The 19,612-nt window shown below is 36.4% G+C and carries 25 protein-coding genes, 1 other RNA gene and 1 other annotated feature; of the genes, 2 read left to right on the forward strand and 24 right to left on the reverse strand.

All coding sequences use genetic code 11. The features are described from left to right. Positions 1-16: 16 nt before the first annotated feature. The 20 genes from dnaX to ESZ47_RS05800 form a co-directional block, all read right to left on the reverse strand. Positions 17-1,750 (reverse strand): DNA polymerase III subunit gamma/tau, encoded by a 1,734-nt coding sequence (gene dnaX / locus ESZ47_RS05705; protein WP_148605550.1) that lies wholly within the window; start codon positions 1,748-1,750, stop codon positions 17-19. Between the two features lie 144 nt (positions 1,751-1,894). After that, positions 1,895-1,979: signal recognition particle sRNA small type (gene ffs / locus ESZ47_RS05710), an RNA gene on the reverse strand. Positions 1,980-2,003: 24 nt separating this feature from the next. Next, the gene (locus tag ESZ47_RS05715) at positions 2,004-2,522 is read right to left on the reverse strand and encodes an HD domain-containing protein (RefSeq protein ID WP_148605551.1); all 519 of its coding nucleotides are present in this window, start codon (positions 2,520-2,522) and stop codon (positions 2,004-2,006) included. Positions 2,523-2,569: 47 nt separating this feature from the next. Further along, positions 2,570-3,082 (reverse strand): tRNA adenosine(34) deaminase TadA, encoded by a 513-nt coding sequence (tadA, locus tag ESZ47_RS05720; protein ID WP_148605553.1) that lies wholly within the window; start codon positions 3,080-3,082, stop codon positions 2,570-2,572. Further along, positions 3,060-3,695, reverse strand: a complete 636-nt coding sequence (locus ESZ47_RS05725) for a class I SAM-dependent methyltransferase (RefSeq protein ID WP_148605555.1) — start codon at positions 3,693-3,695, stop codon at positions 3,060-3,062. Before ESZ47_RS05725 ends, tadA begins: the two co-directional genes overlap by 23 nt. A 92-nt stretch (positions 3,696-3,787) precedes the next feature. Then, a complete protein-coding gene (gene rplL, locus ESZ47_RS05730) occupies positions 3,788-4,153 on the reverse strand; it encodes a 50S ribosomal protein L7/L12 (protein WP_146957043.1) in 366 nt (121 codons plus the stop codon). Positions 4,154-4,199: 46 nt separating this feature from the next. Further along, a complete protein-coding gene (gene rplJ / locus ESZ47_RS05735) occupies positions 4,200-4,736 on the reverse strand; it encodes a 50S ribosomal protein L10 (protein ID WP_148605557.1) in 537 nt (178 codons plus the stop codon). Positions 4,737-4,763: 27 nt separating this feature from the next. Next, positions 4,764-4,880: a sequence feature (ribosomal protein L10 leader region), on the reverse strand. Positions 4,881-4,917: 37 nt separating this feature from the next. After that, positions 4,918-5,610, reverse strand: a complete 693-nt coding sequence (gene rplA / locus ESZ47_RS05740; protein ID WP_148605558.1) for a 50S ribosomal protein L1 — start codon at positions 5,608-5,610, stop codon at positions 4,918-4,920. Further along, a complete protein-coding gene (gene rplK, locus ESZ47_RS05745) occupies positions 5,610-6,074 on the reverse strand; it encodes a 50S ribosomal protein L11 (RefSeq protein ID WP_002815940.1) in 465 nt (154 codons plus the stop codon). Before rplK ends, rplA begins: the two co-directional genes overlap by 1 nt. A 116-nt stretch (positions 6,075-6,190) precedes the next feature. After that, positions 6,191-6,769 carry a transcription termination/antitermination protein NusG gene (gene nusG / locus ESZ47_RS05750; RefSeq protein ID WP_148605560.1) on the reverse strand — a complete coding sequence of 193 codons (579 nt, stop codon included), beginning with the start codon at positions 6,767-6,769 and terminating at the stop codon, positions 6,191-6,193. A 79-nt stretch (positions 6,770-6,848) separates the two neighbouring features. Next, positions 6,849-7,025: a preprotein translocase subunit SecE gene (secE, locus tag ESZ47_RS05755; RefSeq protein WP_010293347.1), complete on the reverse strand. Its 177-nt coding sequence runs from the start codon at positions 7,023-7,025 to the stop codon at positions 6,849-6,851. Between the two features lie 10 nt (positions 7,026-7,035). Further along, positions 7,036-7,185, reverse strand: a complete 150-nt coding sequence (rpmG, locus tag ESZ47_RS05760) for a 50S ribosomal protein L33 (protein WP_148605562.1) — start codon at positions 7,183-7,185, stop codon at positions 7,036-7,038. A 40-nt stretch (positions 7,186-7,225) separates the two neighbouring features. Further along, positions 7,226-7,810 (reverse strand): TetR/AcrR family transcriptional regulator, encoded by a 585-nt coding sequence (locus tag ESZ47_RS05765; RefSeq protein ID WP_148605564.1) that lies wholly within the window; start codon positions 7,808-7,810, stop codon positions 7,226-7,228. Positions 7,811-7,911: 101 nt separating this feature from the next. Next, positions 7,912-9,048, reverse strand: coding sequence for a D-alanine--D-alanine ligase family protein (locus ESZ47_RS05770; protein WP_148605566.1), 1,137 nt, complete (start codon positions 9,046-9,048; stop codon positions 7,912-7,914). A 29-nt stretch (positions 9,049-9,077) separates the two neighbouring features. After that, the gene (locus tag ESZ47_RS05775; protein WP_148605568.1) at positions 9,078-10,085 is read right to left on the reverse strand and encodes a DUF2785 domain-containing protein; all 1,008 of its coding nucleotides are present in this window, start codon (positions 10,083-10,085) and stop codon (positions 9,078-9,080) included. After that, on the reverse strand, positions 10,085-11,299 hold the full coding sequence (locus ESZ47_RS05780) for an FtsW/RodA/SpoVE family cell cycle protein (RefSeq protein ID WP_148605569.1): 1,215 nt from the start codon (positions 11,297-11,299) through the stop codon (positions 10,085-10,087). The genes ESZ47_RS05775 and ESZ47_RS05780 overlap by 1 nt, the downstream gene beginning before the upstream one ends. A 110-nt stretch (positions 11,300-11,409) precedes the next feature. Beyond that, complete coding sequence (locus tag ESZ47_RS05785) at positions 11,410-11,619, reverse strand: DUF2969 family protein (RefSeq protein WP_148605571.1); 210 nt, start codon at positions 11,617-11,619, stop codon at positions 11,410-11,412. Continuing rightward, on the reverse strand, positions 11,620-12,612 hold the full coding sequence (gene mreB / locus ESZ47_RS05790) for a rod shape-determining protein (protein WP_148605573.1): 993 nt from the start codon (positions 12,610-12,612) through the stop codon (positions 11,620-11,622). It lies immediately after the preceding gene. 137 nt (positions 12,613-12,749) lie between these two features. Beyond that, entirely contained in the window at positions 12,750-12,971 is a 222-nt protein-coding gene (locus tag ESZ47_RS05795) for a DUF1146 domain-containing protein (RefSeq protein ID WP_148605575.1), read from the reverse strand. Continuing rightward, positions 12,943-13,590: a VanZ family protein gene (locus ESZ47_RS05800; RefSeq protein ID WP_148605576.1), complete on the reverse strand. Its 648-nt coding sequence runs from the start codon at positions 13,588-13,590 to the stop codon at positions 12,943-12,945. Before ESZ47_RS05800 ends, ESZ47_RS05795 begins: the two co-directional genes overlap by 29 nt. A 180-nt stretch (positions 13,591-13,770) precedes the next feature. Here ESZ47_RS05800 and ESZ47_RS05805 point away from each other — a divergent pair, with 180 nt between their 5' ends. After that, positions 13,771-14,766, forward strand: a complete 996-nt coding sequence (locus ESZ47_RS05805) for a ketopantoate reductase family protein (RefSeq protein WP_148605578.1) — start codon at positions 13,771-13,773, stop codon at positions 14,764-14,766. Positions 14,767-14,882: 116 nt separating this feature from the next. After that, the gene (locus ESZ47_RS05810) at positions 14,883-15,545 is read left to right on the forward strand and encodes a phosphatase PAP2 family protein (RefSeq protein ID WP_148605580.1); all 663 of its coding nucleotides are present in this window, start codon (positions 14,883-14,885) and stop codon (positions 15,543-15,545) included. 29 nt (positions 15,546-15,574) lie between these two features. Here ESZ47_RS05810 and nrdF read toward each other — a convergent pair whose 3' ends face one another. From nrdF to nrdH, 4 genes are all read right to left on the reverse strand, one after another. Next, complete coding sequence (gene nrdF, locus ESZ47_RS05815) at positions 15,575-16,552, reverse strand: class 1b ribonucleoside-diphosphate reductase subunit beta (RefSeq protein WP_148605581.1); 978 nt, start codon at positions 16,550-16,552, stop codon at positions 15,575-15,577. A gap of 1 nt (position 16,553) precedes the next feature. After that, positions 16,554-16,994, reverse strand: coding sequence for a class Ib ribonucleoside-diphosphate reductase assembly flavoprotein NrdI (locus tag ESZ47_RS05820; RefSeq protein WP_148605583.1), 441 nt, complete (start codon positions 16,992-16,994; stop codon positions 16,554-16,556). Positions 16,995-17,035: 41 nt separating this feature from the next. After that, positions 17,036-19,207 carry a class 1b ribonucleoside-diphosphate reductase subunit alpha gene (gene nrdE, locus ESZ47_RS05825; RefSeq protein WP_148605585.1) on the reverse strand — a complete coding sequence of 724 codons (2,172 nt, stop codon included), beginning with the start codon at positions 19,205-19,207 and terminating at the stop codon, positions 17,036-17,038. 158 nt (positions 19,208-19,365) lie between these two features. Beyond that, positions 19,366-19,596 carry a glutaredoxin-like protein NrdH gene (nrdH, locus tag ESZ47_RS05830; RefSeq protein WP_148605587.1) on the reverse strand — a complete coding sequence of 77 codons (231 nt, stop codon included), beginning with the start codon at positions 19,594-19,596 and terminating at the stop codon, positions 19,366-19,368. Positions 19,597-19,612 lie beyond the last annotated feature (16 nt).

The raw sequence follows: 19,612 nt of genomic DNA on the forward strand, positions 1-19,612 counted from the left end.
CATTTTTCCTTCCTAATTAGTCAACAATATTTACTAGTTCTTCGCCAAATAATGCTTTGGCTTCACTAACAACCTTTGGATCGTCATTTGGTATTTCTTGTTCTTGCAAAGATATAGTTTTTGGTTGATCTACCCCAGAATTAACATATTGAACACGAGGGACATCTACTAAGCGAATGTTTAATGTCTCTCCTGAACGTAAATTAGTAACATATGTAGCTCGGTCCGAAGACCATTCATCCTGTGAGATTAAAATAATTTCAGTAGGAAGGGCTTGCTGTTTTAATTGTGCTACTAACTGATTTTGCAATATTTTATTTTGCAAGGCTTGTTCTAGTAGTGCCGGGTAATCAAAAGCCAAAACTATTGCTTCTTCACTAGCCGCTACAGGTTCAGCAATAGTAAGCAATGCTTGTTGCTTAACATCAAATCGTTGTAATAGATCAGTCCATGCATTTTTCACTCGAATCAATGCTTCTCGCTTAGCTGCCACTAAAACAGCAAAAACAGCCTTTTGTCCGGTACGTGCCAACAATTCTTGCGTTGTAGTATTGACATCAGAAACTGCTGTAGTGATCTCTTTTGCTGGTACTGTCATTTCTTTTTCAAAGATAGCATCAGAAGCTGATTTTTCGTGTGAATTAGTTTCTTTGTTCGTGGCTAGTTTTGGTAAAACAGGTTTCGACACTACTTTTTCATGAGTCATTTCTTTGGCATCAGAAATGGATAATTTCACCGTCAGCAATTCCAAATACACATCACTCTGCATCGTCTGTAATAATTGCTTTTGAATATCGTCCAATGTGACCATCATTTGTTGAATACGTGATGTGCCCAACTCTGATGTTAGTAACTGCAAATCATGCAATGGTGCAGTGGTTTTTACTAAATTAGGAGCAATTTGGGCTAACATCACATCGCGCAAAACACTCAATAAATCTGCCACAAAGCGTGTGGCATCTTTACCAGATAACAGTATGTCATGGAGCACTTTCAGCGCAGATTCTGTATCAAAAACACTCACTTTTTGTAGATAAGAGATTAGTTGTGAGGATTCCGTGGAACCTGTTACCTGGAGAGCATTTTCAAGTGTTACGTGGTCAAAACCAAAAGCCAATACCTGATCTAAAATAGATAAGGCATCACGCATACCACCTTCAGCAACATTAGCAATGACTTGCAATGCATCATCATCAAAAGCAACATTTTCTTTTTTTAAAATCTCAGCCATTCTAGCTTTTATTGTTTCATCATCAATTCGTTTGAATTCAAATCTTTGAGTTCGAGATAAAATAGTTGCAGGTATTTTTTGTGGTTCAGTCGTCGCTAAAATAAATTTAACATTAGTTGGTGGTTCCTCTAATGTTTTCAAAAGTGCATTAAAAGCACCAGTTGAAAGCATATGAACTTCATCAATAATATAAATTTTATACTTTGCTTCTATTGGCGCGTAATTAGCCCCATCACGAATATTGCGAATTTCATCAACACCATTATTTGAAGCTGCATCAATCTCAATGATATCTGGAATTTGTGAATCCTCTATATCTGATGCAATACCATTAATCTCACGAGCAAAGATTTTAGCTGCTGAAGTTTTACCTGTTCCACGTGGGCCACTAAATAAATACGCATGACCTGTTTGCTCAGTTTTAATTGCATTTTTAAGCGTTTGTGTAATGATTTTTTGGCCAACCATGTCATCAAAAGAGTGTGGACGGTAGACGCGGTATAATGCTTGATATGCCAATTTCCATCACCTCCATATATCATTGCCAAACATACGTGTTACTGTTATGTTAGCTAATAATTTTATACAATTGAACGTTATTAATTCAAAAAACACTAATTTTCAACGTTTAGTTTATAAAAAAAGACCGCTACGCGGCCACTTATGTACACAAGCACAACATCGAACAACCTTAGAGCTGCTACATTCCTGTCCTGACCCGGTTCGGGAGCCAACGCTTGCCTGCCTTTATATTATATCTAATTTTGCTGCTTTAAGCAAATACAGATACAAATTTATTAGTTATTTTTTCGTGCCACTTGAAATATGTTAAATATGTTTTCGGTATAAAATACTCATTTACTGCTGCAAAATCATCAACTAAGCTGACAATCCAGCTTTCACGATACTTTGGCAACGCAACAGTAGCACCAAACATATGTTTTACAATAATGTCAGCTTCTTTATCACTAATGTTTGTAATTTTACGTGCATTTTTTAATGCTATGCGAGGATGCACATAAGCATGAGAACCCTCATCAAACTTTGTTACACGCCAATCATAATAAAATAAATCGTGTAACAAGCCTGCCCTAGCAGTCGCAACTTCGTCTGCACCAATTTTTTTAGCGATCAAGTATGACTGATAAGATACAGATATTGAATGCGTTAAACGATCAGAAAAATGATGTTGTGTATAATTTGAAAGCTTTTGTACTTCTTCGCGCTGCAATAAATCATCAATAATATTCAAATAGTCACTATCAGCACGCCAAGCGTTTGGATTTTTCATTCATTTTCCTCTTTTTAATTTCTACCAATTATTATAAACTATTTTGGTCATAAATAAAAATTATTGATTTTTTTAATCTTGCGCTTTGCACGAATATCACTAAAAAAAAGTTGCAACAATTCACTTGCTTCTTTACTACGTATACCATCATGAACTTCAACAATATGATTTAAACGCTTGTCTTCTAACAATGTATATAGTGAACGCGTTGCACCACCTTTTGAATCCTCCGCACCATAATAAACCACTGGAATACGTGCATTAATAATTGCTCCAGCGCACATAATACAAGGTTCGAGCGTTACGAACAATGCGGTATCTTCTAATCGCCAAGATTTGAGCCAACTATTAGCAGATTCAATTGCTAATAGTTCAGCATGAGCTGTGGCAATCTGATTGGCTTCACGATGATTATGCGCGCGCGCTATAATCTGATTTTCATATACAATGACAGCACCAATTGGTACTTCCCCTTCATCACGTGCACTTTTGGCTTCGTTTAAAGATTCTTGCATAAAATAATCAACTTGTTCGTCGCTAAATGTTGGTCCCTGTGCCATACATGCTCTCCAAGATATAGTATCCTTTATCTTTATGAATAATTTTTGCATTGCCAAAAGCTGCTGCCATATTCTTTTGTGCTGATGGCGCACCTTGCTTTTTTTGTAAAACAGCAATTAATTTTCCACCATCTTGCAAATGATTTTTTGCTTCTTGCAGCATTTTGGTTACAACTATTTTTCCAGCTCGAATTGGTGGATTAACCATAATCAAGGCATATTTGTCCTTTATATTCGCATATATATCTGATTGAAAAACCATAACTTGCTGTGAAACTCCATTTTTTTCAGCATTTTTCCGAGCCAAATCTAATGCTCTTTCGTTAACATCAACCATATCTACTTGGCGTTGGTATGCTTTCGCTAAACTAATTCCAACCGGACCATAGCCGGTACCCAAATCAAGTATTTTACCGTTAGGAAGCGATGTTTTTTCCAAAGCATTCAACATAGTTCTTGTACCAAAATCCACAGTTGACTTTGAAAACACACCACTATCAGTTGTAAACTCTAACTGATGACCTAATAAATTAAACTCAAAATTGTGGTAGTTATGTTCAGCATTGGGATTAGCTGTAAAATATTGCTCGCTAGAATTTTTTTTATCCGTCATTCTATCTACTCCTTAATAATTTAGCAATCACTGGTAAGATTATGTACAAAAAAAGAAGTACCAAAGTACTTCTCCTTTTATTTTGAAAAAGATTACTTCAAAGTAACTGAAGCACCAGTTGCTTCCAAAGATTCCTTCAATGCGTTAGCATCGTCTTCGCTCAAGCCTTCTTTAACAACTGAAGGTGCGTTATCAACTAAGTCTTTAGCTTCCTTCAAGCCCAAGCCAGTTGCTTCACGAACTGCCTTGATAACCTTAACTTTAGCAGTACCTGCTGAAGTCAATTCTACGTCAAATTCTGACTTTGCTGCGGCTGCACCGTCAGCTGCACCAGCGGCTGCTACAGGAGCTGCTGCTGAAACGTTAAATTCTTCTTCGATAGCTGAAACCAAGTCAGCCAAGTCCAAGATCGTTGCATCCTTTAATGATGCGATGATCGCGTCTTTATCAAAAGCCATGATCTAAATCCTCCAAGTGATTTTTAATTGTATTTTTAGTTAAATGTTATTCAGCATCTGTAGATGCTTCTGCAGCAGGAGCTGCAGATTCCTCTTCCAACTTGTCTTGCACTGCCTTAACAGCATATGCAAATGAACGAATTGAGAATTGGAATTCTGCCATCAATTGACCAAGCAATCCTTCACGTGAAGGCAATGATGCATACTTGTTAATGTCATCAATGTTAGCAATAGTACCATCGACAACACCACCCTTGATTTCCAAGGCTGCGTTATCATCAGCAAACTTTTTCAAGATGCGTGCTGGTGCAACTGCGTCGTCAGTTGAAAAGGCAACAGCTGAAGGACCGGCAAAGATGTCGTTCAATTCAGCGTAACCAGCTTTTTCAGCAGCACGTGTCAAGATTTTATTCTTGATAACTTCAAGAGCAACACCTTCTTCACGCAATTGATGACGTAATTCAGTAGATTGAGCAACTGTCAATCCACGAGCATCAACAACAACAGCTGAAGCAGCTGACTTAAATTGTTCAGCAATTTCTTCAACTTTTTGTGCCTTAACTGCAATAGCTTTTTCACTCATATTGATATTTCTCCTTTCTTTAAATTTATTTTGCAAAAGAAATCCCATGTGCCAAAAGACACACGGGAAAAGTTTTTAAACTTCCTCGGCAGGATATTAAGATGCAAGCACCACCTGAGTCTTAGGCAAAATTGATTCAATTACTTAATAAATTTTACCAAACGAAGTTGATAATGTCAAATTACAATGTATTAATATCCAATGTTACAGCTGGACCAAATGTTGATGAAATTGACACGTGTTGTACATAAGTACCCTTAACAGCTGCAGGACGAGCCTTGATAACTGTTTCAGCAATTGACTTGATATTTTCAGCCAACTTGCCTTCTTCAAATGATACACGACCAACAGGTACAGCAACGTTTCCATCGCGGTCCGTACGGTATGTTACTTGTCCGCCCTTGGCATCTGAAACAGCCTTAGTAACGTCCATTGTAACTGTACCAGTCTTAGGGTTTGGCATCAATCCCTTAGGACCCAACGCACGACCTACACGACCAACTTGAGCCATCATGTCAGGTGTTGCAACGGCAACGTCAAAGTCTAACCATCCACCTTGGATACGTTGTACCAAGTCAGCAGCACCAACAACGTCAGCACCAGCTGCTTCAGCTTCTTTTGCCTTGTCACCTTGTGCAAAGACAACAACAGTCTTATCTTTACCAGTTCCGTTTGGCAACACAACAGCACCACGCAATTGTTGGTCTGCTTGACGTGTGTCAACGTTCAACTTGAAAACAACTTCAACAGAAGCGTCGAACTTAGCAAAATCGATTTCTTTTACCAATGAAACAGCGTCGTTTAAAGCATAAGCCTTCTCAGCCTCTACTTTTGTTGCTGCTGCAACATAATTTTTACCATGCTTTTGAGCCATTATTCTGCGTCCTCCTTGATTGCTGTACCTTCAACAGTCAAGTCAACACCATCAACAGTAACACCCATTGAGCGTGCTGTACCTTCGATCATACGCATAGCGTTTGTAATGTCGTTGGCATTCAAATCGGCCATCTTGTTTTCCGCGATAGCACGGATTTGATCAAGAGTAACGTTTCCAGCTTTCTTTGTGTTAGGTTCTCCAGAACCCTTACCAACAATTTTACGTAATTGATCAGCTGCAGGTGGTGTCTTTGTAACGAATTCAAATGAACGATCGTCGAAGACAGAGATTTCAACTGGAATAATTGATCCAGCTTGATCTGCAGTACGTGCGTTAAATTCCTTAGTGAATTGCGCAATGTTAATTCCAGCTTGTCCCAATGCAGGACCAACTGGTGGTGCCGGTGTCGCTTTAGCGGCGGCAATTTGTAGCTTAACTACGTTTACAACTTTTTTAGCCACGATTTTTTCCTCCTCGTGTTGTGGTGAAACACAGCTTTAGTGCTGCTCCCACGCATGTCTACTGACATACCATATCATTTTATCAAAAACAAAAATAAAATTCAAGCATTAACATTTTATAAAGAGTCTAATGTTGTATCAACATCAGCAAAATCAAGTTCTGTTGGTGTTTCACGTCCGAATACTGCTACTGTGGCTTCTAAAGTTTGCTTTTCATGGTCAATAGAAGTTACTATACCTTCCATACCAGAAAATGGCCCAGAAATAATTTTAACAGTTTGCCCTACTGTAACATCTAGATCAACCTTTTCACGCGTAACCATGCCCATACGCTTCATCAATAGATCCACTTCTTCAGGAAGCAGAGAATTAGGCTTTGACCCAGCACCGTGGGAACCTAAGAACCCAGTAACGCCAGGTGTATTACGAACAACATACCACGCTTCATCAGTCATATTGTCTTCATGGGGTGTTGCCATTTCTACCAACACATATCCCGGAAAGTCATTTTCAACAGTTTGCTTAGCTTCTCCATCTTGAATGGTAGTCACTTCTTGTTCAGGTACTAAAATACGAAAGATTTGCTCTGACATACCCATTGTTTGTGTACGTGATTCTAAATTGGCCTTAACTTTATGTTCATATCCTGAATAAGTATGCACAACGAACCATGATTTTTCAATTTCTTCAGACATTATTAACCCCTTTTTTCAAAATAAAAAGACTCCATCAGAGTCCTTGGTATTAGTAACTATCAGTATATCAAAAAAAAAACTATTTCGCTAGTAAGAAGTTAAATCCCTGTTGTAACAACCAATCAACGCCACCTAAAAACAGTGCAAAAATAATTGATACTGTAATTACTGTAATAGTTTCCTTAGATGTCTGTTCACCTGTCAACCAGGTAACGTTTTTCATTTCTTGTGCAACATTTTTGAAATAGTTAATCATTTCGAATCCTTTATTTTGTTTGTTGATGTAAGGTGTGTTTACCACAATGCTGGCAGAACTTACTTACTGACAAACGTTCCGTGCGATCTTTAGATATTGTAACTGTGTAATTACGTGAACCACAAACTGTACACGCTAACGATACTTTGTGACTTGCCATCAAAAAGCCTCCATATTCTTTTAGTATCATACCATTGATACTATTTTTTTTCTACCCCATATAAAATGAGATCTACTAATTGTTGAATGCGCTGCCGTGATGTCAAATTTTCCCCTAGTGCATGAAAATCGCCAAACAAAGGAGATAAACTAGTAATATAAAACGAACTGGCCTCTTGCGCGCTGATATGATTACGTAATGGTATTGTCTCAAAAAACTGCGCAATAGGCGCTACATAATCGTGGCCAAAAATCATACCAAGTTGACTTTTATGGTTACCAGATAATGATTCAAAGCTATCATGTATTAGCCTAAATACATCTTTCGGATGACGGCTAATAATGACTTGCGTTAGATCAACTAATTGATCAATAGGCTCAACGTAAGTTGCGGTCAAAATTTGTTGCATATCATTATGGACTAATCCCCCCACATGTGTAATAACTTCAACAAATAATGTTTGTTTGTCACCAAAATGATGATACAAAGCAGGTTGACTAATGTCAACACTTTTAGCGATATCTCGTGTTGTGGTTTGTTCGAAACCTTTAGATAAAAAAATGATAGTTGCCGCATCAATAATTTGTTGTCGACGGTGTTCACTTTGTGATAAGACTTGTCCCATGAGCCTCTCCGTTGCTTAGTAAAACTACACTTACACTATCTCATCAAAAGAAATTTTGATGTATAATACTTGTTTTTCATAAAAGTTTTATTAATAATCAATTATTCGTTAAATTTCCCAATCTTTTCTTCACCAAGAGATACAAACGAATAACTTAAGTGCTGATTTTGTTCAAAATCTTCAAAGCCAAAATCAATCAGCATATCAACTAATTTAGCATTATCAATATCAGAATAGTCCCATAAACGTTTAAACAGTGACATATTGGTAAAACCTGGTAATGTGTTCGGTTCGCCCAAATAAGGTACACCATTCTCATCTAATAGAAAATCCATACGCGCTTCTCCACGTAGGTTCAATACCTTGTATGCGTCTAACGCCATTTGTTTCACTTCTTGTGTCACTGCTACACTTAGCTTTGCTGGTATTTCAAAGTGAACAGCTGAGTTATCAACAAACTTATTATTGTAATCATACCAGCCGTCCCCATCGCCTTGATCTGGTACAGTATGTGCACCAATCTCTGAAACAAGTGGTTGATCATTACCAATTACACCAACTTCTAATTCTCTTGCACCGTTAACCGCTTCTTCAATCAGAACTTTATAATCATATTGGAAAGAATCAGCCAAAGCAATTGTATATTCTTCAGCATTCTTAACACGTGATATACCGACAGAAGAACCTTGATTTGCTGCTTTTACAAATACCACATTTCCTAATTTAGAAGTTATTTTATCCCATGACCACTCTTTGGCAGTTTCAGGATTCACAACTACGTATTTTGTATTACGTATATTATTCACTGTTAGCAGTTCCTTGGTCAATACTTTATCAAAACTAACCGCATGACCCCGTAATGGCGCACCTACATATGGTTTATTAAGAAGGCGGAATAAACCTTGTAACGTACCATCTTCACCTAAATTACCGTGTACAACGGGAAAGAAAATATCGAAATCTCCTGCGCTTTTTAAAGCATTAATTGCTGCTAACGGATCTTGCTTGTTTACCGTTTTCATGAATGCATCAACAATAGGTTGTTCATCTTCAAGTGATAATATTTTTTTTGAACTTTCAGTATCTAAAAAAAAGCCATTTTGAGCAATTGCAAAAACAAATATTTCATACTTACCTGTTTTTTCAATTGCATCATAAAAGTTTTGCGCTGAACGTTTAGAAACATCATGTTCTGAAGAATTTCCGCCAAAAATTAATGCTACTCTTTTTTTCGTCATCTTTATGTCCTCATTTTTTAATTATAATTCTATGCTAAGTAATTTTTTGTCATGTTAACATAATCAAAAACAGCTTCCGGTACATCATTCTTTCCACGAAGCAATATTTCATGGAAAAATTGTGAACGATTATAGAGTTGTTGCCACTGTCTTTGCGTATGTGGTGGTGTGTGTGTGACCAAATCCTTACGCCACATTTTTAAATTGAATAATAAATAATCTGCGTATAAGTCGTGCTGATTAGCAACATAAATAATTACCTCTACTAACCGACTTGTTTCACCAAATGTCAGTGGTTGCGATAATTCTCGATAACCAGATAAAACTGCCCCTAGAACAAACATCTTGTCGGCTCTAACTAAATCCGGCATTAAAAATATTTCCGACACTGTATTACCAATGTGCGTAAATGCATGAGCCCAACCATTATCATTGATAAATCCACGTCCATCTCGCTCTAAGGCTGCATATAGAGCAACTTGATTAATAACGCGATCCATTTGTTTTTCTGACATAAAAGAAGCCTTGATGCGATTAGAAAATAATAATAAAGACAGAACCATCACGCTAAATGAACGACGATATATGGCATCGTTTTGTGGTTCTAAAATGTGAGCAAACAATTGTTCATCACTAATCAAATAATCCGTTAACCAAATTAATTGTTCGTGCGTTAATAAATCGTTTTGAATAACATCGCTCAGAAAGAAAAAAGCACCAGTATCTCGATACTTAGCTATTGGATTAGCTAGTTGTTCCACAATAATTTCTAAATCGGTGTCTTTAACACGAAAATCATGACTATCTACATCAAAATCTTCATTTTCAGATAGTTGGTTAATTTCATGTGTGTAACTCTGTATTCTGTTTAGAGCAAATTCCCCATCAACCGGTAGAGAAACTACTGTTAAAGGTTGTGGTGGTATTTTATTTAGCGATTCCTTCATTAGATCACCTAATGACTGAAATATATCCCCATGATTCACTTTTCGACGTAACGTTATAAATTCTTGCTTTAATTCATCAAATTTTATCATCAAATAAAGAATCCTGTCGTTTCTGTAAACGTACTATTCTGACGTTGATACCCTATCGAAAGGATAAGACCAACGCCAATCATATTTCCTAGCAAAGATGAGCCTCCTTGTGACACAAATGGTAACGGAATTCCAGTCAATGGTAATAGCCCGATACTCATACCAATATTTTCAAAAACATGAAAAAGCACCATCATTACAACACCTGTTGCAATATAAGCATAAAAAGCGCTTTGTGCTCTGAAAGTAGCTCGTATCAAAAGGTAAATCAATCCAAAATAGAGAGAAATTAACAGCGCTCCACCAATAAATCCAAAACTTTCCCCAATAACGGAAAAAATCATATCAGATTCACGCACTGGCACATAAACTTTGAGGCCGCCCCAACCTTTCCCTGTAAGCTGACCTGATCCAATAGCTTTTAAACTTTGATAAGTTTGATAGCCATTACCGGAAGTGTCATTAGCTGGATTTAACCAAGTATCAATTCGAGAAAATTGATAGGATTGAAAACCAAGCTTAGTTAATATTGTGCGCCCAGCTGATGAGATAACTAAAGTTAACAATGTTGTTCCTACTGTAGCACCAAGAATTATCACTGGCGCAAGGATTCGCCAAGTAACACCAGACACTAGTGCAACACCACCAAAGATAGCTACGAAAACCAATAATGTTCCCAAATCATTTTGTAAAGCAATCAGCACTGCAATCGGTAGGAAGCACAAGGCCATTTTACCCAACAACAACCAATCTGTTGATACAGCATGAATTGGATTATTTCTATTATGCTGAGCAACAACCCTTCCCAACATCAAAATAAACGCAGGTTTTACCACTTCTGAAGGTTGAAAAGATATTGGGCCTATCACAAACCAAGACTTGGCACCAGTTGCATCAGCCATCGAACGATTATAAAAAATAAGCACTGCGACTAGTAAGAAAATACCTAAACCATAAGCGATAGGCGCTAGCTTCCACAGTTGTGAACCATCGAAACGAACTAGAAAAACAATCAAAAGTGTCCCAATGAACCAAAATGCACCTTGACTAATGACAACTTTTAATGCGCTCATTCCCGTTGCACCTTGCATATGCGTTGCTGCTTCATACAACGAACTCAATCCAATAATCATAAATAGTAGCAAAGCTAAAATAATTCCCCAATCGAGCTCTGATCCAGATGTACGTCTTGACGTTTGTCGTGTCTGTTGCATAGTATCTCCAGTATATAAAGCGGTGCACTAAAAAACTTTACAGTGCCCGTTATTTCTTAAAATTATGTACAAAGCACGTTATGAATAGTCACAACGTGCCTTATGAAAGGTTAATGATTCAAATTAAAACTTGCTAAAATAGCTTGTAGTGCTTCATCTTCATCTTTAGCTTGATTAATCACAGCTTGTTGTCCAAAAACACCAACAAAACCTCGATCTGCTTTTTGTATGTATCCAATTTGTTTTTTATCTACTAAGACTTGAACTTGTTGATCCTTCGCAACCAATTCAACATCAAAGTTCTGATTCTTTTTTCTCATTTATAGACCCCGACGCCCTGACTTCATATGTTCTAATAACGCTCCGGCTCCTTTAGCAACGTTATCTAATGGTGAATCTGATACAACAACCGGTACCTCCAACGCATCCGAAAGTAGTTGATCCATACCGTGTAACAATGCTCCACCGCCTGTTAACATAATACCACGATCAATAATATCTGAAGCTAATTCTGGTGGCAACTTAGCTAAAACTGAGTGAGCTGCACGAACAATCTGTTGTAATGTATCATGTAATGAGTCCTCAACTTCATTCGAGTTGATAGTCACTGTCTTAGGCATCCCCTCAAAGTTATCTCGTCCACGTACTTCCATAGTTAATGGTTCATCGGCTTGTAGTGCTGATCCAATTTGAATTTTGATTGTTTCTGCAGTTCGTTCTCCCACAATTAAGTTATGTCGACGTTTTAAAAAGTTAACAATGTCAAAATTCATTTTATCGCCTGCAACACGAATTGACTCAGAAACAACGATATCTCCTAAAGATAGCACAGCAATGTCAGATGTTCCACCACCCATATCAATAACCATCGAGCCAATTGGCTTGAAGATATCCAAACCTGCACCAACAGCAGCAACCTTTGGTTCATATTCAAGATAAACCTTAGCACCACCAGCTTTTTCAGCAGCTTGTATGATAGCTTTTCTTTCGATTTCTGTGATATTTGTTGGCGCGCAAATCATAATGTTAGGCTTAGACATAAAACCCTTCACATTCAGTTTGTCAACAAAATAGGTTAACATAGCTTCAGTTACATCAAAATCTGAAATGACACCATCCTTTAGCGGACGCACTGCTCGAATGTTTCCCGGTGTACGGCCAACCATACGATAGGCTTCCGACCCAACCGCTAATACCCGATCAGTCTTATCATCAACCGCAACAACTGAGGGTTCGTTTAATACAATACCTTTTCCTTCTACGTAAATGAGAACATTGGCTGTTCCTAAATCAATTCCAATATCTTTTGCCATTTCATGTCTCCGAGACTTTAACTTTTATTAATAGTAATTATTTTTGTATATAATCTATTAAATTATACCATATCATCAAGTCATTTTTGGTTTGATTCTTTTACCAACTCACTCCAAAACGAAAGACACCCGCACAACTAACTTCCCAATATGCTTGACGGAATTTGCAAAATCCAATTGGTTGCCGAAACAAAAAAGCTTGCCAACAAGTATCCCCCTACAATAGCAAGCACTACTTTCAAAAACGCTGCTTGTCGGGGGGTGTACGGCATAATCTTGGCAAAATTTATTGGTCTAATTAACCAAAAAAAGAAGTATATACATATCAGATTAAGGCTTAATATAAATATTGTGCTCACTTATTTTACCTTCCTTAAGATGTTTCGAAAAAATATTTTTTCCTTTCAGCAATCTAGTAGTAACTAGGTATAAAAAGTATCCAATGACACCGCCCGTAGTATTAACTGCTAAATCGTTTATATCGAATATACGATTTGATAGGTATAAAAATGTACTTATTCCTTGAATCATTTCAATCATAAACGTAGTTAAAAATATCTTTGGTATGACACGAAAGAATTCTCGCCATTTTGGAAAAATAAAAGGCGCTATAAATCCTAGTGGCATTAATAAGACTAGATTGCCAATCATCTGATACCAGCTCAAGGCAACGTGATTAGAATTAAATAATGATAAATGAGCAAATGACACTTTGCCAAAAGTACCATAGCCTTTGATAACTGCTAGGTAAGAATCCAATGACGACCATTTATAAAAAGTTAATGTACATCCAGTCACAGTTACTAAGTAGATTGATAAAATGATACGTCCCAAGAATTGATACCAAGAAAAAGTTCGTTGCCGTGTTGTAGTGAACGTGTAGTATGCTAAGAAAAAAATACTCAATATTACTACTAACAAGGTCATATTAATATTTTGAGCGATATATTGTTGGTTGTTAAAATATACTATATGCATACCATAATATTATAACAGCTAGTCTAAATGAACGTTATATGATTTATGTCTTATCGTTTAAAATATTAAAATATCCTATCGTATCTCCACAAAGCGCTCAGTTAATGCATAGAGTACATTGACTTTTCGTGATAAAAGGATTAGTATTATCTCATAAAAAGTTTGGAGGCTATTATAATTATGAAATATACAGTTGTTGGTGCTGGTGCAATGGGACTCCGTTATGGTATTTTGCTTCAAGAAAACGCTGGGGTTTCAGTTGATTTTGTTGAACCAACACAAGCGAGCCTCGATAAGATTCACGCACAAGATGACAAGGTCTGGAAGTCTCGCGATCACAAAGATCGCCACGAAATTAAAATTAACATTTTTTCTCCAGAAGAATACGATGGCAATCCAGATGTTTGGATTTTTTTCATGAAGCAAATGCAGTTACAAGATACATTAGAACGACTTGCCCCGAAATTCAAATCTGGTCAAACCGCTCTGGGTGCCATGAATGGTATGGGACATATTGAAAAATTACAACAATACTTTGATGATGAATATATTATTGGTGGAACAGCAATGATTGCCACAGTTCTAAATGATTATGGTGACGTTGACTTCATGGGTGATGAAAATATGGGTAGTTCAGTTTATGCTAATCTAACTGAAAAGCCATCAGCTGTTATGGATCAAATCCAAGAAGATTTCAAAGCTGCCCATTTGAACCCTTCTTACACCGAAAATTTCATGGGTACATTGTTAACTAAAGTTTTTTTCAATGCAGTTGAAAACTCAATTGCCACAATGTTCCAATCACGCATGGGACAGCTAATGGCCTACGACAATTTTTTAGAAGGTATTGCTCGTCCATTGATTAATGAGGCCTATGATGCTGCCGAAGCAGCAGGTATTTCGTTGATTGAAACACGTGATGAAATGGTTAAGCAAGTGGATTATGTTTCAACTATTGGTAATCCGTTACATTTCCCATCGATGTATCAAGATTTTGTTAAAGGGCGTCCAACAGAAGTTGACTATATTAACGGTTGGATTGCTGATCTGGCAGACAAACATGGCATTAGCGCACCTAACCAACATCTAGTGACTAATTTTGTTCATTTAGCAGAGTCAATGCGTGAATTTACACCACCAGTCAATAAATTAGCTCCCGATTATAAAGGTAATTGAACGAATTCCATATTTGTCAATATGGTTATTACATTAGGAATGATAGTATTGTAATTTCCATAGTTAATCCATTATACTAGAAGGAGTTAAAAAAACTCTTTCTGGGGATCAGTACAATGATTATTTCCGTAAAAAATAAACAATTACGTCATGCTATTATATATTTTATTGCCGTGATTATTCTCGCCCTGTCTTTAAAAATAAACTTTCTTATTCCATCGTTAGACAATGCGATTCATTCATTTACGACAGGTATTCAAAATAATTTAAATGATGCAATAATGACTGTCTTTTCTTTTCTCGGGTCACCCATAGTGGATATCATTTATATATTAATCCTAACTGGTGTATTGATTTTAGCTAATTTACGGATTCCAGCAATTTGGTCAATATCCACGATTATTTTAGGATATATACTCAACTCATTCATACGGCTAATAGTTGCTCGAACACGTCCGGTTGGCCACTTACTCAGCGATCAAGGTTCTTCATTCCCTAGTAGCCATGTGTTCGGTATTTTTTCAGTTATCTTTATACTGTTCCTAGTAGTAATCCCTAACATTGAATCTTATCAAAAAAGAATATTAATTTCATGGGGGATAATACTTGTTGGTGTAATGAACATAATGTCTCGGATGTATTTCAATGCCAATTATTTCACTGACACCGTTGCTGCAATTTTATTAGCTTACTCGTGGGTTATCTTAGCTGGCAAGCTATATCCTATACTAGCAAAATATCTTATATCATTGCCTTTCTTCTCGCATGATGAAATATAAAAAAGAATCGCATACGCGATTCTTTTTTATTACTTCAATCCAATATTATAATCATCATCATCCATAGCTTCAACCTCACCCAATAGATAACCATTACCAACACCAGAGAAAAAGTCATGGTTTGCTGTTGATGTGGAAATACCATTCATTACAACTGGATTGACATCTTCAGCACCATCGGGAAACATAGGTTCTTGACCCAAATTCATTAAGGCTTTGTTAGCGTTATAACGCAAAAATGTCAATACTTGTTCTGTCCAACCTAAATCATCATACAACTCATGTGTGTATTTTTCTTCGTTTTCGTATAATTCGTAAAGTAGATCATACATCCAACTTTGCAATTTTGTCTGTTCATCACTGGATAGTTTATTGAAACCAATTTGGAATTTGTACCCAATGTACGTTCCATGGACAGATTCATCACGAATAATCAACTTGATGATTTCAGCAACATTCAGCATCTTATTATGCCCTAAAAAGTACAATGGTGTATAAAAGCCTGAATAAAATAGAAACGTTTCCAAAAACACAGAAGCTATTTTTTTCTGTAGGGCTGTCCCATTATGATAAATATCATTAATTCTATTCGCCTTATATTGCAAAAATTCATTAGAATCAGCCCATTCAAAAATTTTTTCAATTTCAATTTTCTCATTCAAAGTTTCAAAAATAGATGAATAAGACTTTGCATGAACAGATTCCATAAATTGGATGTTGTTCAATACTGCTTCTTCTTTTTGGTTAGTTGAATCAATTTTAAGCTGAGCCATACCATCTTGCGATTGTAAAGTATCCAAAGTTGTTAAGCCACCAAAAACTAAGTTCATTGTCTGGCGTTCTTGTACTGACATATTTCCACGCCAAGTACGTAAATCATTAGAAATCGGAATTCGTGTATCCAACCAAAACTGCTGCGTCAGCTTTTCCCATGTTGCCTTATCTAACTCATCTTCAATATTGTTCCAATTAATCGCTGTATACGAGCCATCATTAATATGTGCCATTTCATTCTCCAAAGTAAGGTTTTATCTTATTATATATTTTTTCTGCATCAAATTTGCTGCCTCGCAACTCATATGCCGCAATCATCGGAACACCGAATTTGTTTCCATAACGAATTGCTGTTAGGTTAAATTGTACATTAAAATTTCGGTTCCCAGAACCAACTACCCCTTTTAAATAGTCAGCATTATTACCGAAAGAAATATATTCCCCCAGAGCATTTGTGAAAATTTCTTTAACTTCTGGCCCAATTCCTGTCCCACCAGTTAAATAGGTTGGGACAAATGCAACGTAAGGTTGTTCCTCATTTGCATATTCTGTTTCATCACCGATCAAACGTGCATGAAACTCATCACCTGTAGATTCCGCAATTACAGCTAATTTTTCAATAAATGATTTTGTATTACCCTCTGTTGAGGCATAAAGAATGTTTATAGTTGTCATCGGTTCCTTCATTTCATAGCAAGATGTAGCTTCTGTTCATTCTAAATTGAACAACTTTCACATTCATTAACACCTGATTCTTGATTATCATCTGTGAAGGTACGAATATAATAAAGCGACTTAATACCCTTATTGAAAGCATAATTACGTAGTATACTCAAGTCTCGTGTTGTCATTTTAGCAGTTCGATTATCTTTCCATTCATACAAATGTTCAGGTAAAGTTGACCGCATAAATAACGTCAAGGCCATTCCTTGATCAATGTGTTCTTGTGCTGCAGCATAAACGTCAATCACTTTTCGCATATCGATATCATAAGCGGAAACATAATAAGGCATTGATTCGCTACTTAAACCTGGAGCAGGATAGTAGACTTTTCCAATCATACCTTCTTGACGTTCTTCAATCTTATTGACAATTGGCAATAGTGAAGCTGTTGCATCATTTACATAAGAAATTGACCCTGTTGGTGCAATGGCATGACGATAAGCGTTATACATACCAAATTCAGCAACAAGCCTTTTTAACACTATCCAATCTTGTTTTGTAGGTACATCGAAGTCATCAAAAATTTGAGACACTTTATCAGTTTTTGGTGACCAATCCTGCTCTACATACTTGTCAAAATATGTACCGTCTGCGTAAGCAGATTCTTCAAACTGATAAAACTTTTCACCGCGTTCTTTAGCAATTTCCATAGATGCCTGTATTGAATAGTAATTAAGCATCATAAAGAATGTGGTGGTGAAATCTAATGACTCTTCATCCCCATAATACATCTTATTTTGTGCAAAATAAGCAGCCAGCCCCATAGCACCAAGGCCTATTGCATGTTTTTCTTTATTGCCTAAATCTATTGATGGCACAACATCCAAATTTGAGGAATCAGAAACAAAAGTCAATGCGCGAACCATAGTATCAACTGATTGAGCAAAATCGGTGGTCTTCATCATGTTCACAATATTAATAGATCCTAAATTACAACTAATATCTGAACCCAATTTTGTATAGCGCTGTTCATTATCAATTTCTGACGGTGTCTGAACTTGTAATATTTCTGAACACAAGTTAGATGAAACAATTTTACCAGCAATTGGATTTGTTTTATTAGCAGTATCTATATTAATAATATATGGATAGCCGGACTCCTGCTGTAGCTTTGAAATTTCTTCTTCTAAGGATCTCGCACTAATTCGTTGCTTACGAATTCTATCATTTGCGACCATATTATCATATTCAGCTGTGATATCAACATAATTAAAAGGCTGATGATAAACTTTCTCAACGTCGTCAGGACTAAAGAGATACATTGATTCATTTTGCTTTACTAAATCATAGAACTTGTCCGGAACCGTTAAACCAAGTGATAATGTTTTAACGCGAATTTTTTCATCGGCGTTTTCTTTTTTTGTCGATAAGAACGACAGAATATCCGGATGAAATACCGATAGATAAACAACTCCAGCACCTTGACGAGCACCAACTTGAGATGAAAATGTAAATGAATCTTCTAACAATTTCATGATTGGCACAACACCACCTGCTGCATTGTCAATACCCATCACTGGCGCACCAGCCTCACGAACATTAGACAAATTAATTCCAACACCACCGCCCATTTTTGACAATTGTAAAGCTGAATTAATCGTACGACCAACTGAGTTCATATTATCAGAGGTCTGAATAATGAAACATGACACTAATTCTCCACGACGAGCTCGACCAGCATTTAAAAAAGAAGGAGTTGCAGGTTGATAACGTTGGTGAATCATTTCATCTGCTAATCGTAAAGCTAGTTCTTCATTGCCATCAGCATAATATAATGCATTCATTGCCACACGATCTTCATAAGTTTCAATGTAATATGCACCATCATTCGTCTTCAATGCGTACTGATTGTAAAACTTAAATGCAGCCATAAAAGACTTAAATTTAAAATGTTCATTCTTAAGATATTCATATAGCTTCCCAATAAAATCTAAACTATACTTTTCAATAAAACTGCGTTCTAAGAAATGGTTATCAAAAAGCCAATCAAAACGCTCTTGTAACGAATCAAACTGCTTAACGTTAGGTATAACGTTTTGCTCCAAAAAAGCTTCCAATGCCTCTTGATCTTTATCAAGTTGTATTTGATTATTTTTAGGAATGTTGACTTGATTATTCAAATCGAAATAGGTTACATTTTCTAAAGGTAGATCTTTTAATGACATAAATTTTGTCCTTTAACTTTTAAAATCAAGCATTCTTTTAGTGTAACTACATAAAATTGCTTATAGTGGTTTTTCAACGTAAAATTTCTCAACATCTTTCTAATAGAAATGTAATAAAAAACACCGATCAGTTCTTCACCACACGATGTTGAGGAAACTTAAGCAGAAATTTTCTTTAGCACATCCGGACGGAATCCAGAAAATGCTGGTAACCCTTCAACTGCCACAACAGGTGTTTGGCGATGACCACTAGCTTTCAACTTTTCAACAAATTGGGTTTCTTCTTCAATATTAATTTCCTTAAATGGAATCCCCTGTGCCTCTAAAAACTTTTTAGTCATTTTGCACTGTACACAATTGTATTTCGTATATACTGTCACTTTTTCCATGGTATGAACCTCTTTT

The sequence above is a fragment of the Leuconostoc litchii genome (assembly GCF_008107645.1).
Lineage (GTDB): Bacteria > Bacillota > Bacilli > Lactobacillales > Lactobacillaceae > Leuconostoc > Leuconostoc litchii.